Origin of the sequence: Neisseria canis (genome assembly GCF_900636765.1) — a bacterium.
GTDB classification, from domain to species: domain Bacteria; phylum Pseudomonadota; class Gammaproteobacteria; order Burkholderiales; family Neisseriaceae; genus Neisseria; species Neisseria canis.
Window position 1 is genome coordinate 1,906,238 of the sequence record NZ_LR134313.1, and the last position, 15,316, is coordinate 1,921,553.

Genomic DNA, 15,316 nt, shown 5'->3' on the forward strand with positions numbered 1-15,316 from the left:
CCCTTATACATACTCATGGACGTAGGCGTAAGTCAGTTCACCGTAGGCTTTGTAATTAATACGATAACGAAGCATATTGAGTTCTTTTATTAAAACAACCTGCAATAATTCAAGGCTTGAAAGCTTTTTTATAGAGTTATATTGCTCAATTTCTGAATAACCTGATAGATTATTCTTCTGCTCGCTATCATGATCCTGCCAAGTGCTAAAATTCCCGGAAGCATCAAGGCTGTTCTGCTCCTGTAAATCACGGATACTCATATGAAACTTGATCGTTGAAAAAATCAACACATCAGTCATATTCATTCCCTTATCCAACATGGCAGCCGCCGTAATACGGTCTACCGGGATTAGTGGAGCATTGTTTGAAATCTCGCCATGGGCGTCGGAAAAAGCTTTTTCATCCAAGGAGTAGGAGACCACACCGGATTTTCTGCTGCTTTTCAAATATCCGAGCTTTTTTAGCAACCTGCGGATAGTGTGCCAACGTGCCATACTGAAGCCGAATTGATGCGACATATCATCATCATTCAATTCGATGCTTTCGCCGTAACGGCAATGGCTGACAAACCATGACAGCCAATAAGCGGCATAGGTGTCACCAACCAATTGTGCATAGGATGGCTGGTACAGGATTTCTTTTTCAAAAAGCAAACCGAGTAGGGCATTGGCGTGAATACCCTGATCCTCTGCGCTCAGCTGGGGATATTGAAAAAGTGACAAATTCATTTCTTCTTCCATATTTATTTCTCAAGCGTCGCGGGATACAGCATACTCAGATCGTAATTGGGGAATGCTTCCTGTAACTGTCTCAATCGGTTATATTGATTGAGTTCGACTTTAACGACGGCCTTCCAAAAATTGATGACATCCAGCTTCACTTCCTCCGGCAAAGCCCTATTTCTGCCTACTTTTACAGGACAGCCAGTGTCATAACGGATTTTTTTAATCTCCAGTTCGCTGACTCTTGTACAAGTTTCGCGGATACAGGCATTTGATGCGCCGTTGCGGACAAGCCAGCGTGCCTCATCAAGTTGCTTTTGATGTTTTTTCTTCAGCAACTCGTCTTCTTCGAGGATCTGCTGAATAGTTTGCATATGGTATAAAACGCTTATGGCCTTTGATTTAGCGATTTGCGGATACAGTTTTGCCTTTTCATCGGCGCTCATTTCGCCAAGCTTGGTGAAAACATCCCTATATTTCTTAGGCGTAAGCGGATTCAGGCTCTCTATGTCTTTTGTTGTTGGTTTGGCCAATATATCCAAAAGCATACGGGTCAATTCAGCCTCATTTTGGATTTGAATTTGATGTTGGTTCCCGGCTTGATTTTGCTTGCTGTGTATGGCAACTACAATGTTGTTATTTTCCATCATGATTTTTCTCCCAATTACTCGTTTTTATAATGGCTCAATTGGCATCGGCTTCCATGTAATCGATATTGTCTCCGCCATTTGCTTCTAGCTCTGCGCAAAAACGAAGAAAATCCGTATAGGCCGACAACGCAGCTTGCTCTGTGGTCACGAACTCAAAAAACAGCCATTGAGAACGTTCTTTATACATTGCAAAATTGAGAATACCGTTGAACGTTTGTTCTTTAGTAATTTCGGAGGCTCGGTTTTCTTTGAATAATTGTCCTTGAATTCCGGGTTTATCAAATGGATTGTGATTATTGGGTAACGTTTGAAAACCATCCCATAATGCCTCTTCGGAGCTGATTACCCACAGATAGTGGTAAACTGCTCCCGCAGCAGGATGTAGGCAATTGATATACCCATTTAAAATTTCGGGATTGAAGTTGCTGGCCAAAGGTTCTTGATTGCAGTTGGGCAACCCGAGTAAAAAGCCATAAGGCATATTCGGGTCTATAATCAGGTACTTCTCCAAGTTGACACATTCGAGCAGACGTCTGACCGAAGTAATCAGGTCTTCCTGAATAGCATCACGTGTGCGCTCTAATCTGATATCGGAATGAATATCCGGCGTGGTGTCGTTTTCTCTAGGAGAAGTGGGATTGCCAGGGATGATTGTGCCGCCAGCCGGATCGACCGGCTGCCGACCCACGCTGTCGCTCTGAAGCTCGTCTGTTCCTGAATAGATGTTGCGTTTATCATCATCCAGGCCGTCTGAATTTGCAGCATTTTCGGATTTTGAAGTTGCAGCAGGTCTAAGCTTTGGTTCAGTTTTTTTTGGCTCAGTTTTTTCTTGTGACAACTGTTGGGGCGGAGGGGTAGAGGGAGGTGTTTTTGATTCACTGCCCATATCTTTGATGTCAAATTCTGCTGCAAAGCGTTCATTAATGAATTGCTGCAAAGCAGGAACATCCAAATCTGTTACATCTGTTTGATCCATCGCCCACTGGGACAAAGCTTCATCCCAAAACACCTCAAACAGTGCTTCACTATCGATATCTGAAACTTGAGAGATTTTTTTCAGACTGTTGTATTGTTTGCGTAAATCAAGTGTTTTTTGGATAGAGAGATAAAAGCATATGTCATTCAGCGCACTGAGTTTTTCGTATGCGAATATATATGAACCGAGTTTCGAAAAAGATACCTTGATACCTTTTTCAGCTAGTTTTTCTTCCAACAGACGCAGTCCGAGGGTTTCTCCATGCTCCTGCTCTAAGACTTCTTTGCCTTTGGCGTACATACATGCCTTATCCCAAAAATACATATCTGCACGCAGTTCGTTCTCAACGACGTGCGCAAACAGGATATGGCTTTCTGAGAGGTATTCGACATAGATACATGGTATTTGAGCAAACCGGGAATCACCTGTTTCTTCGTACAATTCTTTAACGATTTTCAACCGTGTATTACCACCATGGGCCAACACATAGCATTCTGCATCCGGCCGCTTAGTGATATGGACGGGCTGCTGCACCCCTGTTGCACGGATAGACTCCTTGATTTGGTGGTATATTTCCGGGTCATGGATGTGCCGGGGATTATCTTCAAAAAAATCAATCTCGGACACAGGCACAGTCATAGAAAAGCCAGAGGGCAGGGTAGGGGTTTTACCTATATCCATTTTTGACTGAGACGGGTTTGTAGCCAATATACTGGCTGCAACAACACCCGTATTGAGCTTGTTAGTCATGAGTGTCCTCCTTATCCGCATTCTCGGGATTGACATACTCAGGCAACAAGTTGCTCAATTCATTGAAAAACTTAGGTTTATTATCGATGCCAAACAACTCATGAACCAAATCAAGCATGATTTGTAACGCCGGTTCACTTTTACCCGGGTGTTCGCGCTCGATGCAATGAACAGGTGTTTGCAGTGTGGCAGCTTCCTTAAAAGCTTTTTGGGCTGGTATAATAGTGTTCAATAATTTTTGATTTCCATCCAAGAAGTTGACTTTAAAATAATTTTTAACTTCCTCGGAAATCATACGAGAATCGCGGGTACGATCTTGTGCGTATATGAGTGCCTTCATTGGAGGCACTTTTAAATTCATCACGGCACTATGACGGATACGGTTTAAAGACTCTTGGGTGCCGCTAATAAATTCGCGGACACTCAGAACATCCGGCTTAATGGGGGTCAGTAAAACCGTTGATGCCAATGCGACAGCGTCCTGAACGGGGCCAACTGCACCTTGCGTGTCAAATAAAATGAAATCATAAGACTTATCAAAAAACGGCATGACGAGCTTAGACATCACCAAAAAAGCACGGTCGATACGTTCATCAACGCGGCGACGTACGTCATCTTTAAAGTCGTTGGATAAGATAATGTCTAAATTTGGAAATACCGTCTTGGAAATAACGGACCGCATCAACTCGGTAGAATTTTCACCCAAAAGAAACTCTACAATGCCATTAGGCGCTTTGTGATGCAGTTTGAAATATTTTGAAACTGATGCCTGTGGATCAGCATCAATAATCAGGACACGGAAACCCATGTCTGCAAGAATGGCACCGAGGTTAGACACAATAGTAGTTTTTCCGATACCGCCTTTGGTACCGATTACACCGATTGAAACGGACATAATGAAACCTTTCGCAAAATAAAAATCCCATATCTGACTATTTCTCTCGGTACAACACTACTCAATTTCGCATAATCATAATTATGTTAAATTTTATTTTAAAGACTCTTTCCGCAATATTCTCAACAAGCTTTGTACAAGTCATGTCTGTGATTGAATCAGAACTCGCTTTCTTTTAAATACACAGGTAAAACGTATGTTTTAGCATACCATTAAATTGTACCAAGCATTGACCAATCCCTAATAATCGCGTGATCCATCAGTATTGATGACGCTCTTATAAGCCTATATTTTATTTGAAAAATACTGCCATGCTTTTTGTATTATCTCCCGCTAAAAATCTGAATGAGAAAGATCCTGCACCTACGCAGCATTTTACACAACCAGAGTTATTGAATCAGGCTGAAGAGCTGATGAAAGAAGTGCGCTCGCTCGCTCCGCAAGAGATTGCTGAATTGATGCATGTTTCCGACAAAATTGCCCTACTCAATGCTGAGCGCAATGCCTCGTGGCATACACCTTTTACACCAGAGAACGCTAAGCAGGCTGTTTTTATGTTTAATGGCGATGTGTATGAAGGTGTTGATGCGCAAACCCTTGCTGTGAAAGCGTTGGGTTATCTGCAAAACCATGTGCGCTTGCTTTCCGGTCTTTACGGTTTACTCCGCCCGCTTGATTTGATTCAGCCTTATCGTTTAGAAATGGGCACGCCATTTGTTAATTCGCGAGGTAAAAACCTTTATGAGTTTTGGGGTGACCGCATTACTGATTTATTGAATAAAACCCTTAAACAAGCAGAAGCCGGTATTTTGATTAATTTGGCTTCGCAAGAGTATTTCAAAGCAGTAAACACCCGAAAACTCAATGCTCGTGTTATTACGCCCGTATTTAAAGATGAGAAAAACGGGCAATATAAAGTAATCAGCTTTTATGCAAAGCGTGCACGTGGATTGATGGTGCGTTATGCCGCCGAACACGGCATTACTGAACCGGAAAATTTAAAAAATTTCGATTATGAAGGCTATGCATTTAATCTGGCAGCTTCAAATGAAAACGAATGGGTATTCTTACGCAGTGAACAATCCAAATAAAAACAAAAAACTACTTTTTCGTTCGTTAAAAAAGCTTGGCAAAGCGGCTGTTTTCCGATAATATCCACGCTTTCAGGAAACGGAAGCGTGGCAGAGCGGTTTAATGCAACGGTCTTGAAAACCGTCGAGGGTTGATAGCCCTCCGTGAGTTCGAATCTCACCGCTTCCGCCAATCTTGAAAACAGTTTACAAACCGGAGGTGTGGCAGAGCGGTTTAATGCAACGGTCTTGAAAACCGTCGAGGGTTGATAGCCCTCCGTGAGTTCGAATCTCACCGCCTCCGCCAATTTTAAACAAAGCCCTTGAGTGTTCAAGGGCTTTGTTTTTTGTTGCCTGTTTAATTGGTTGCTATATACTGTTAGCATAATAATCAGGATTGCTCCGACCGCACTACCCTAATATCGTTAAAAATCAAGATACCCGTGTCGAGATTTAAATATGACGGTAAATATTACTTATCTATATTAAGTAACTTAACTATAAATCCCAATATCTTAAACTCTAATATTTTTCAGACAGGCATCATGAACACAAGCTCTCCCAACCGTGAATTATTGCTTAAACGCGTTACTGCGGCTTCCGTATGTACCGCCCTTTTCCTTGTGGTAATCAAGGCGGCGGCATGGATTGCTGATGGTTCGGTAAGTGTATTGGCCAGCATGGTCGATTCGCTAACCGATTCGGCGGCCAGCATTATCAATCTGACTGCCGTGCGTTTTTCGCTTCAGCCTGCCGATGACAACCATCAGTTTGGTCATGGCAAAGCCGAGGGGTTGTCTGCTATGGTTCAGGCAGCTTTTATTGGTGGCTCTTCGGTGTTTTTAATTTTGAATGCCATCGACCGTGCGATTACACCGCAGCCTTTGGAGCATACGGGCTGGGGAATTGCTGCGATGGCAGTATCTATTATTTGTACATTGGCTTTGGTAAATTTTCAGAAAAAGGTGCTGAAGCAGGTGCAGTCAAGTGCGGTGGAAGCGGATCACCTGCATTATGTTACCGACTTGCTGACTAACGGCGCAGCGATTTTGGCTTTGGTTTTAGCGGCCTTTGGCTGGCTTTGGGTGGACGTGGCGGTGGGTTTAATCATTGCGGCTTGGGTGATGAAAAGTGCATGGAGCATTGCGGCAGATGCTTTTAATATGTTAATGGATAAAGCTTTGCCGGCTGCAACGGTGGAACAAATCCGCGCTGCGGCATTGTCGGTGGAAGGTGTGATGGGCGTACATGATTTGCGTACACGGGAAGCCGGCGGCAGAAAATTTGTAGATATGCATTTGGATTTAGACGGCAACATCACCTTAAATTCAGCTCATGCTATCGGCTTGCAAGCTGCGGATAAGATAAAAGCGTTGTTTGACGGTGCGGCGGATGTGGTGGTGCACCATGATCCGGTAGATGACGAGGAATGTGCCTCTTAGTATCAAGGAATCTGCCGAATAGAATGCCTGTCTGAAACCCAGTTTTCAGACAGGCATTTGTCAATAATCATCATATGTTAACCGTGTTTCCACCAGTTTCCCAACTTGCGTGCGCCGCCGTCGAGTGCCCAGCCGATTAGGCCGATCAATACAATAGCTGCCATCAGTTCCGAATAAGCCAATCTGTCGCGTGTGTCCAAAATAAAATAGCCCAAACCTTCGTTCACGCCCAACATTTCGCAAGGCACCAGCACCACCCACACGATGCCGATTGCCAAGCGCAGGCCGTTGAGTATATCGCCCGTTACCGCGGGCAGCATGATTTTAAACAGCATTTCGCCTTTGGTGGCCGAGAGCGAACGCCCCAGCTCCAGCCATTGCTTGTTGATATTTTTCACACCGGCAGCCGTGTTCAGAATAATCGGCCACACCGCGGCAAATGCAAGCAGAAAATAAATCGGTGCATCGCCGATGCCGAACAGCATCACCACCACAGGCATCCACGAAAGCGGTGAAATCATACGCAGAAACTGAAAAGCCGGGCTGCTGGTCTGCTCCGCTTTAGGCGACAAACCGAGCATAAACCCAACCGGCACACCAATCAGCAAAGCAAAAAACAAGCCCACAAACACCCGTTGCAAACTCGCCCAGATATGCGGCCACAGCTGCCCTTCCGACAGCAATGTGCCCAGATTGCCTAAAGCAGGCCCGGGTGCAAGCAGATTGGCCAGCGACATATTCTGCGCCAGCAGCACCGCCCCCGCCTGCCATACGGCAACCAGAATCAGCAAACCCAGCCCGCCGAGCAGATAGTTGTTCAGTTTCATGATCTTCCTTTAATGTGCTTTTCCTGCGTATCCGTGGTTTTCAGACAGGCATTCAAATCTCAAATATTTCTTTTCTGCTCAAATCCTGCAAACCGAAGGCCTGCATCATTTGAGACTGTTTTAAAGCCTGCTCCACGAAGCGCGTGTCAAACAATTCTTTTGCCGCTTCGGCAGGATTCAATTCCTGCAAAAACCGGTTTACGCCCGCCAAATGGGTTTCCTGCAAAAGCTTCACCAGCATTTCACTGTATGATTGGAACGGATACGGCTGGAAATCAATGCGTTGCTGCTGCCAGCCGGCATGGCGTATGGCGCCGTCGCGCTCGTATTTGCCCCAAACCACCGGCTCGGGCTGCAACACATTGCGCAACACTTTCACGTCATGCGGCGTGTATTTCTGAATGCCCTGCTTTGCCAGCAAGCCGGCGGTTTCTGCGCGGTGCGTTTTCGCCCACGCTGCCGCCTGCACCAGCGCGTTCACCACTTTTTGCACCCATTCGGGGCGGTTTTCGATATCGTGGTCGTGCATCATGCTCAGGCAGCAGGCATGGTCTTTCCAAATGTCGCCGGAAAAGCGCAAAACTTTGCCCACGCCTTTGGCTTCGGCCAAAGCGTTAAACGGTTCGGCCACGATAAAGCCCGCAATCTGTTTGGAAGCCAAGCCGGGCACCATATCGGAAGGCGGCATCACCGTCAGCCTCACCTGCCCTGCCCGCGGATTTTTTTCCACCACCTGCAAACCCGCTTTGCGTATCATCTGCTGCACGATTACATTGTGTATCGAATACCAAAACGGAATCGCCACCGTTTGCCCCTGCAAATCCTGCACGCTCTGGATATCGGGCCGCACGGTCAGCGCGGAGCCGCAGGTGTGGTTCCACATCAGCGCGCGCACGGGCGCTTGGCTCCCATAGCGCATCCACACGCTCATGGGCGAAAGCACATGAATCAGGTTGACCTGCCCGCTCAAAAACGCTTCCACCAAGCTGGCCCAAGAGCGGAACAACACCGGCTTGACCGCCGCCACGCCGTTTTGCTCAAACATGCCTTTGCCGTGCGCCACCAACAGCGGCGTGGCATCGAGAATCGGCAGATAGCCTATGGTTAAAGGTGCATCGGAGTTGGCGGCGGCACGGTTGGAACAGGCCTGCAGCAGCGGCAAGGCCGTAGCGGCGGCAAATAAGGCAGAAAGTTTGAGAAAGTCGCGGCGTGAATTCATGGTCTCGGTCTTTATATCTATTGTTGTCAGATGGTTTTCAGACAGGCATGATGCCTGTCTGAATGATTCAAATCACAAAATCCACGGTTTTGGTTTGCGCCGTATGCTGTTGCGCCTGATGCAGGCTTTGCAGGATTTCCACTCTTAAGTCGTTCATCTCCAAAAGTTTGTCGTGGCGCGGAAAATGCTGCTGCGGCTGCCAGGTGCCGATGATGCGGCCGGGCATTTGGCCGATTAGCACGATGCGGTCGGAAATCAGCATGGCTTCGTCGATATCGTGGGTAACCATCACAGCGGCGGTTTGGTGTTTTTGCACGATTTCGCGCAACAAATCCTGCATTTGCGCGCGTATCACTTCATCCAGCGCGGAAAAAGGTTCGTCAAGCAGCAGCACTTGCGGCTTACGCGCCAATGCACGCGCCAGCGCCACACGCTGCGCCATGCCGCCGGAAAGCTCCGACGGGAATTTGTCGGCCGCATGGCTTAAGCCCACTTCTGCCAACGCGGCTTCAACGCGGTTATTCAACTCGGCTTTGTCGATATGCGGCTGTTTTTTAAAGTCCAAGCCAAACGCCACGTTGTCACGCACGTTCAGCCACGGCAGCAAAGAAGCGGTTTGGAACACAAAGCCCACACGCGGGTGCGGCTTTTCCACCGTTTCACCCAACAGCGATACTTCGCCTTTAAGCGGGCGGTTCAGCCCGGCCAGAATACGCAGGAGCGAAGATTTGCCTACGCCGCTCGGCCCCAGCAGGCTTACCAGCTCGCCCTGCCCTGCCGTTAAAGAAAAATCCTGCAAAATGGTTTTCAAGCGGCCTTGTTCCTGATAGCCGAGGGAAAGGTTTTGAACGGAAAGTGCGGTCATGATGATGTGTCCGGTAAACAATGCCTGTCTGAAAAAAAGCAGGCTTGCGCCTGCTGGTTGTGAAGCGCGTCAAATCGAAAATTCTTCTCCGCCCATAAATTCCAAATCACTGATTTCTTTACGCAAATGTTTCAGCGCGGGGGTAACGATGGCCACAAACAAGGCTTCGCGCGACCGGCGCTGAACGGGGCTGCTCATCAAATACCCTTTGGCACCGGCGTGCAGCGCGGCGGATTGCGCGGCATCAAGGCAAAGCTGGGAAGCATCCGCGCGCGCTTGCAGAGTTTCCAGCAGGTTGGCCTGATTTTGATAGGATTCGTGCGCCAGTTTTTCGGTTTTTACCAAAAGCATGTTGTGGCGTTTGGTTAGTTCGTCGAAACCGTGGTCGAGAAAATAATTGGTTTCGCTGCCCACATTAGCCAGCTCGATTTCTTTCAGACAGGCATCAATAATGCCCGCACCGATACCGATTTGCAGCAGGATAAAGCCGGTTTTGATGCTTTTGATGAAGTCGGCAAACTGATCCGGCTCGGCCAAAACGTCTTCATGCGGCACGAATACATTGTCAAACTTCACCGCAAACGTACGCGTGCCTTCCAATGCGCAAAACTCCGGGCAGGCAATCAGCGACACGCCTTCGCGCTGTGCGCCCGTGATAAACATCACATAACTGCCGCCGATTTGGGCGGTGTTTGCCCAGATATGGTTTTCACCCAGATTGGATACCCACGGCAAAATGCCGTTTACCGTGTAGCCGCCTTCCGTTGCTACCGCTTGCAGCAAATGGTCTTCAATACCTGCCAGATGTTTTACTGTGTTCGACATGCCTGTGCCCGCCAGCACTTTCGCGCTTAACACATCAGGCAGATAGCGCTTTACCGCCTGATTGGGCGTTTGGTGCAAATACCACGCACACGCCGCCTGACACCATGCGGAAAACGCCGTGGCGCCGCATTCTTTGCCGATTTCGCGCAACACGGCAATCTGTGCCGACAAACCTAAGCCGCTGCCGCCCTCTTCCGCACTGCCCACGCAGGCAAACCCGCCGATTTCACCCAGCTTGCGCATAAACGCTTCGGGATACAGGCCTTTGCGGTCGATGTCTTCCGCCAAAGGTTTTAATGTGTGTTGCACAAGTTCTGCAACCTGATTAAGCAAAGTTTCGCGTGACATGGTTTCTCCGAAAGTCCGTGCCGTTGGCGCGGCTAAAATATTATTGGCTTGGAAATATGGTTTTCAGACAGGCATCAAGTGTTTGTATTGTTTAAGCAAACTGTTGCAGCTCGGGGTTGATGGCCGTTCGGGCAAGGTTGTTGGTGTAGTTGCACAAAGTTGCCAAAGCCACGCCGAGCACCACTTCCACCGCCTGCTGCTCGTTATAGCCCGCGTCAAAAAACGCTTTCAAAGCTTCGTCGGACACATTGCCTTTTTGAGCAATCACTGCTTGGGTAAAGTCGGATAAAGCGTTAAGCTTGGCATCGGCAATCGGTGCCACTGCGCGCACGGCTTGAATTTCTTCCTCTTTCAACAACTTTTTCAAGGTTGCCAGCTTGGTGTGGCCGGCCACGCAAAACGCGCATTCGTTAATCCGCGCAGCCAAAATCTGCACCACTTCGCGCTCGCCCGGAGTGAGCGTGGTGTTGCCGTTGAGCTTGCCCACTTCCTGATAAAACGCCAATGCTTCCGGCGAATTGGCCAAAACACCGATTAAGTTCGGCAAAAAGCCATTGTTTTTCAAAGCGGCTTCCACACGCGGTTTGGCGGCTTCAGGAGCGGTTTCAACGGTATGTACGGTTAAGCGTGCCATAATTCATATCCTCGGTAACAGAATGGTTTTCAAAATTGGGTCAATCATATAGATGCCTGTCTGAAAAAGGAAAGAATCAGTTTTTATGAATGATAGAACCAAAAGTTATATGAGGAATGCCGCCGTTTCGCAACCAAACCCCACGCCTATGCTAAAATCCTTTCTATTTAACATTTCGCAGAGACCAACATGGCAGGCAACACTTTCGGACAAATCTTCACCGTTACCACATTCGGAGAAAGCCACGGCGCAGGCCTCGGCTGTATTATCGACGGCTGCCCGCCCGGCTTGGAATTAACCGAGGCCGACATCCAAACCGACCTCGACCGCCGCAAACCCGGCACCAGTCGTCATGTAACCCAACGCCGCGAAGCGGACGAAGTGGAAATCCTCTCCGGCGTGTTTGAAGGCAAAACCACCGGCACTCCTATCGCCCTGCTCATCCGCAACACCGACCAGCGCAGCAAAGACTACGGCAAAATCGCCGAACAATTCCGCCCCGGCCACGCGGATTACACCTACCGCCACAAATACGGCATCCGCGACTACCGCGGCGGCGGCAGAAGTTCCGCCCGCGAAACCGCCGCCCGCGTAGCTGCCGGTGCAGTGGCGAAAAAATGGCTGAAAGAAAAATTCGGCATAGAAATCGTGTCTTACGTTACCCAAGTCGGCGAACATGCCATTGCGTTTGAAGGCTACGAACACATTGCCAATAATCCGTTTTTTGCCGCCAACCAATCGCAAATCGCCGAATTGGAAGCCTATATGGACAGCATCCGCAAATCGCTCGATTCGGTGGGCGCCAAACTGCGTATCGAAGCGAAAAACGTCCCCGTGGGTTTGGGCGAACCTGTGTTCGACCGTCTGGATGCCGACCTTGCCTATGCCCTAATGGGCATCAACGCCGTGAAAGGCGTAGAAATCGGCGACGGTTTTGAAGTGGTGGCGCAACGCGGCAGCTTCCACGGCGACGAGCTTACCCCGCAAGGTTTTAAATCCAATCACGCCGGCGGCATTCTCGGCGGCATCAGCACCGGCCAAACCATCACCGCCAACATCGCCATCAAACCCACCAGCAGCATCGCCACACCGCGCGAATCTATTGATATCTACGGCAATCCGGTGGAAATCGCCACTCACGGCCGCCACGACCCATGCGTCGGCCTGCGCGCCGCACCAATCGCCGAAGCCATGACCGCACTCGTGCTGATTGACCACGCTTTGCGCCACCGCGCACAAAATGCCGATGTGAAAGTGGACACACCGGATATCGAGCGCACAGGTTAAGCATTGAATTAGAAAAAAAATTAAAAATGCCTGTCTGAAAACAAGTTCTAGTTTTCAGACAGGCATTTTGCTTTTCTCAAAAAATTAAGCACCGTAAACCGGATATTTGTCGCACAAAGCCTTGGCAGCTGAGGCAACACGCTCCAATGTGGCGGTATTTTCAGGGTTTTCCAACACGTCAGCTACCAAATTGGCCAATTCGCGCGCATCTTCTTCTTTGAATCCGCGGGTGGTGATGGCTGCGGTGCCGACACGGATGCCGGAAGTAACAAAAGGTTTTTCCGGGTCGTTTGGAATTGCATTTTTATTGATGGTGATGTGCGCTTTGCCTAAAGCTTCTTCGGCTGCTTTGCCGGTAATGTTTTTGGCGCGCAAATCAACCAGGAACACATGGCTCTCGGTGCGGCCGGAAATAATGCGCAAGCCGCGTTTAACTAGCTCTTCCGCCATTGCAGCGGCATTCACTTTTACCTGCTTGGCATACTCTTTAAATTCAGGCTCCAGAGCTTCTTTAAATGCTACGGCTTTTGCTGCAATCACGTGCATCAGCGGGCCACCTTGCAGGCTCGGGAAAATGGCTGAATTCAGCGCTTTTTCGTGCGTGTTGTCGCGGCATAAAATCACGCCGCCGCGCGGGCCGCGCAGGGTTTTGTGGGTTGTGGTGGTAACAAAATCAGCGAATGGCACGGGGTTCGGATATTCGCCACCAGCTACCAAGCCTGCATAGTGTGCCATATCAACAAACAGGTAAGCGCCTACTTTATCGGCAATCTCACGGAATTTTGCCCAATCGATTTGCAAGGCATAAGCAGATGCGCCTGCCACAATCATTTTCGGCTTATGCTCTAAAGCCAAACGTTCTACCTCGGCATAATCCAACACTTCGTTTTCGTCCAAGCCGTATGTAACCGCGTTATAAAGCTTGCCTGAAATGTTTACAGAAGCGCCATGGGTAAGGTGGCCACCGTGCGCCAGGCTCATGCCTAAAATGGTGTCGCCCGGTTTCAATACCGAAGCATAAACGGCTTGGTTTGCCTGAGAGCCCGAATGCGGCTGCACATTGGCATATTCCGCGCCAAACAGCTTTTTCACGCGGTCGATAGCCAATTGCTCGGCTACGTCTACAAACTCGCAGCCGCCGTAATAGCGCTTGCCCGGGTAGCCTTCTGCATATTTATTGGTCAACTGGCTGCCTTGCGCTTCCATCACGGCGCAGCTTACATAGTTTTCCGAAGCAATCAATTCGATATGGTCTTGCTGGCGTTGCACTTCATCAGCCATTGCAGCTGCCAGTTCGGGGTCATATTTTTCAATGGTGGTACTTTTCGAGAACATTTTTGTTCCTTTTCTTAAAAAATTACAAAAGAAATTCGATGCAGAAATGCACGCTCAGGCTTCACAGCTCAAGACGCAGCAATGCGCTGGATTCTGAATCTTTCCATAGAGATTGTCAACAATGCAACCGGGCAAATCCTGTTTAACCGCAACAATCAAAATGCCTGTCTGAAATCCTTTCAGACAGGCATTGCCGGCTACTGCTTCGCTTTAATCTTCTGCCATTCGCTTACAATGGCTTTCAAGGTTTCCGGCTCCATCGGCAGCATCACAAAGCTGCTCTTCATGTCGTCATCATTGGGAAACACCACCCTGTCTTCCGTGAACTCTTTGCTCATTAAATCTTTAGCGGCCGGCACGGAAGTGGCAAACGAAACGAAATTACCGTTTTTCGCGGCCACGGCAGGCTCGAGAAAATCATTGATATAGCGGTGGGCATTCAACACATTTCCCGCGTCTTTCGGGATGGTAAACGAATCAATCCAGATGCCCACACCTTCTTTCGGCATCAACACAGAGATTTTTTCACCCGCTTTTTCCGCCTGTTTTTTGGAAATATTCAAATTGCCGCCGAAACCCATCGCAATACAAACATCGCCGCGCGCCAGTTCGTCTACATAGCTTGCGGAAGTGAAGCGCTTGACGTTTGGCCGGTTTTTCTTCAGAAGCTCGGTGGCAGCCTGAATATCTTCAGGATTGCTGCTGTTGGGCTTTTTGCCCAAATAATGCAGCGCAAGCGGATACACTTCCGCGGCGCTGTCGAAATAGCTGATGCCGCATTTTTTTAGCTTGGCCGTGTATGCAGGGTCAAACAGCAAATCCCATTGGTTATCCGGCAATTGGTCGGTGCCCAGTGCTTTTTTCACACGCTCGGTGTTGATGGCAAACGTGTTGCTGCCCCAGAAAAAAGGCACGGCGTATTCATTGCCCGGATCCACTTCCGCCATCATTTCCAAAAGTTTGGGATTTAAATTGCGGTAATTGGGAATCAGGGATTTATCGATTTTCTGATAAGCACCGGATTTAATCTGCCGCCCCACAAACGCATTGGAAGGCGCCACCAAATCATAGCCCGATTTGCCCGACAACACTTTGCCTTCCAAAGCCTCATCGCTCTCATACACATCATAAGTTACCTTCACATCAAATTGCTTGCCGAAATCGGCCACCGTTTGCGGGTCTACATAATCGGTCCAATTATAAATTTTCAAATCCTTGGTCGACGGTAGACTCTGCTTCTCCTGCGTAACCTTCGCAGCGGGCTTCGTTTCCTCCTTAGCGCCGCCGCAAGCACCCAAAACCAGTAATGCCGCACCCAACAAATATAATTTGATGTTCATTTCTCGCTACAACCCCCGGTAATTAATTATTTATAAAATATGCCATGAATACCAAGCGCCGGCCGCACGGGCAGCCGACCGCACATCAAATCATGGCTGAAAGGCCGTTTAGTATAAAGCAGCCCTCCCC

General features: G+C 48.6%; 14 protein-coding genes and 2 tRNA genes. 5 read left to right on the forward strand and 11 right to left on the reverse strand.

Going from position 1 to position 15,316, the window contains the following annotated elements; translation table 11 throughout:
• Positions 1-3: 3 nt before the first annotated feature.
• From EL143_RS09060 to EL143_RS09075, 4 genes are read right to left on the reverse strand one after another with little or no spacing between them, the layout of a single operon-like run.
• Complete coding sequence (locus EL143_RS09060; RefSeq protein ID WP_085415848.1) at positions 4-741, reverse strand: hypothetical protein; 738 nt, start codon at positions 739-741, stop codon at positions 4-6.
• Positions 742-743: 2 nt separating this feature from the next.
• On the reverse strand, positions 744-1,373 hold the full coding sequence (locus EL143_RS09065) for a hypothetical protein (RefSeq protein WP_126326722.1): 630 nt from the start codon (positions 1,371-1,373) through the stop codon (positions 744-746).
• A gap of 34 nt (positions 1,374-1,407) precedes the next feature.
• Entirely contained in the window at positions 1,408-3,099 is a 1,692-nt protein-coding gene (locus tag EL143_RS09070) for a ParB family protein (protein ID WP_158087821.1), read from the reverse strand.
• Positions 3,092-3,994, reverse strand: a complete 903-nt coding sequence (locus EL143_RS09075; protein WP_085415851.1) for a ParA family protein — start codon at positions 3,992-3,994, stop codon at positions 3,092-3,094. The genes EL143_RS09070 and EL143_RS09075 overlap by 8 nt, the downstream gene beginning before the upstream one ends.
• A gap of 311 nt (positions 3,995-4,305) precedes the next feature.
• On the opposite strand from EL143_RS09075, the gene yaaA reads away from it, so the two are divergent.
• The 4 genes from yaaA (at position 4,306) to EL143_RS09095 (ending at position 6,506) form a co-directional block, all read left to right on the forward strand.
• The gene (gene yaaA, locus EL143_RS09080) at positions 4,306-5,085 is read left to right on the forward strand and encodes a peroxide stress protein YaaA (protein WP_085415887.1); all 780 of its coding nucleotides are present in this window, start codon (positions 4,306-4,308) and stop codon (positions 5,083-5,085) included.
• A gap of 81 nt (positions 5,086-5,166) precedes the next feature.
• Positions 5,167-5,257: transfer RNA gene (locus tag EL143_RS09085), tRNA-Ser, on the forward strand.
• 23 nt (positions 5,258-5,280) lie between these two features.
• Positions 5,281-5,371: transfer RNA gene (locus EL143_RS09090), tRNA-Ser, on the forward strand.
• Between the two features lie 238 nt (positions 5,372-5,609).
• Positions 5,610-6,506, forward strand: coding sequence for a cation diffusion facilitator family transporter (locus tag EL143_RS09095; protein ID WP_085415852.1), 897 nt, complete (start codon positions 5,610-5,612; stop codon positions 6,504-6,506).
• A gap of 77 nt (positions 6,507-6,583) precedes the next feature.
• Here EL143_RS09095 and EL143_RS09100 read toward each other — a convergent pair whose 3' ends face one another.
• The 5 genes from EL143_RS09100 to EL143_RS09120 form a co-directional block, all read right to left on the reverse strand.
• Positions 6,584-7,333, reverse strand: a complete 750-nt coding sequence (locus tag EL143_RS09100; protein WP_085415853.1) for an ABC transporter permease — start codon at positions 7,331-7,333, stop codon at positions 6,584-6,586.
• Positions 7,334-7,385: 52 nt separating this feature from the next.
• On the reverse strand, positions 7,386-8,552 hold the full coding sequence (locus EL143_RS09105; protein ID WP_085415854.1) for an ABC transporter substrate-binding protein: 1,167 nt from the start codon (positions 8,550-8,552) through the stop codon (positions 7,386-7,388).
• A gap of 67 nt (positions 8,553-8,619) precedes the next feature.
• The gene (locus EL143_RS09110; RefSeq protein WP_085415855.1) at positions 8,620-9,417 is read right to left on the reverse strand and encodes an ABC transporter ATP-binding protein; all 798 of its coding nucleotides are present in this window, start codon (positions 9,415-9,417) and stop codon (positions 8,620-8,622) included.
• Positions 9,418-9,486: 69 nt separating this feature from the next.
• Entirely contained in the window at positions 9,487-10,590 is a 1,104-nt protein-coding gene (locus EL143_RS09115; RefSeq protein ID WP_085415856.1) for an acyl-CoA dehydrogenase family protein, read from the reverse strand.
• Between the two features lie 91 nt (positions 10,591-10,681).
• Positions 10,682-11,224: a carboxymuconolactone decarboxylase family protein gene (locus EL143_RS09120; protein WP_085415857.1), complete on the reverse strand. Its 543-nt coding sequence runs from the start codon at positions 11,222-11,224 to the stop codon at positions 10,682-10,684.
• 189 nt (positions 11,225-11,413) lie between these two features.
• Here EL143_RS09120 and aroC point away from each other — a divergent pair, with 189 nt between their 5' ends.
• On the forward strand, positions 11,414-12,511 hold the full coding sequence (aroC, locus tag EL143_RS09125; RefSeq protein ID WP_085415858.1) for a chorismate synthase: 1,098 nt from the start codon (positions 11,414-11,416) through the stop codon (positions 12,509-12,511).
• 84 nt (positions 12,512-12,595) lie between these two features.
• On the opposite strand, the gene glyA is transcribed toward aroC, so the two are convergent.
• Together glyA and EL143_RS09135 are read right to left on the reverse strand one after the other, a co-directional pair.
• Positions 12,596-13,846, reverse strand: a complete 1,251-nt coding sequence (gene glyA / locus EL143_RS09130; protein ID WP_085415859.1) for a serine hydroxymethyltransferase — start codon at positions 13,844-13,846, stop codon at positions 12,596-12,598.
• Between the two features lie 197 nt (positions 13,847-14,043).
• Positions 14,044-15,186 carry a polyamine ABC transporter substrate-binding protein gene (locus EL143_RS09135; RefSeq protein ID WP_085415860.1) on the reverse strand — a complete coding sequence of 381 codons (1,143 nt, stop codon included), beginning with the start codon at positions 15,184-15,186 and terminating at the stop codon, positions 14,044-14,046.
• Positions 15,187-15,316: the final 130 nt, after the last annotated feature.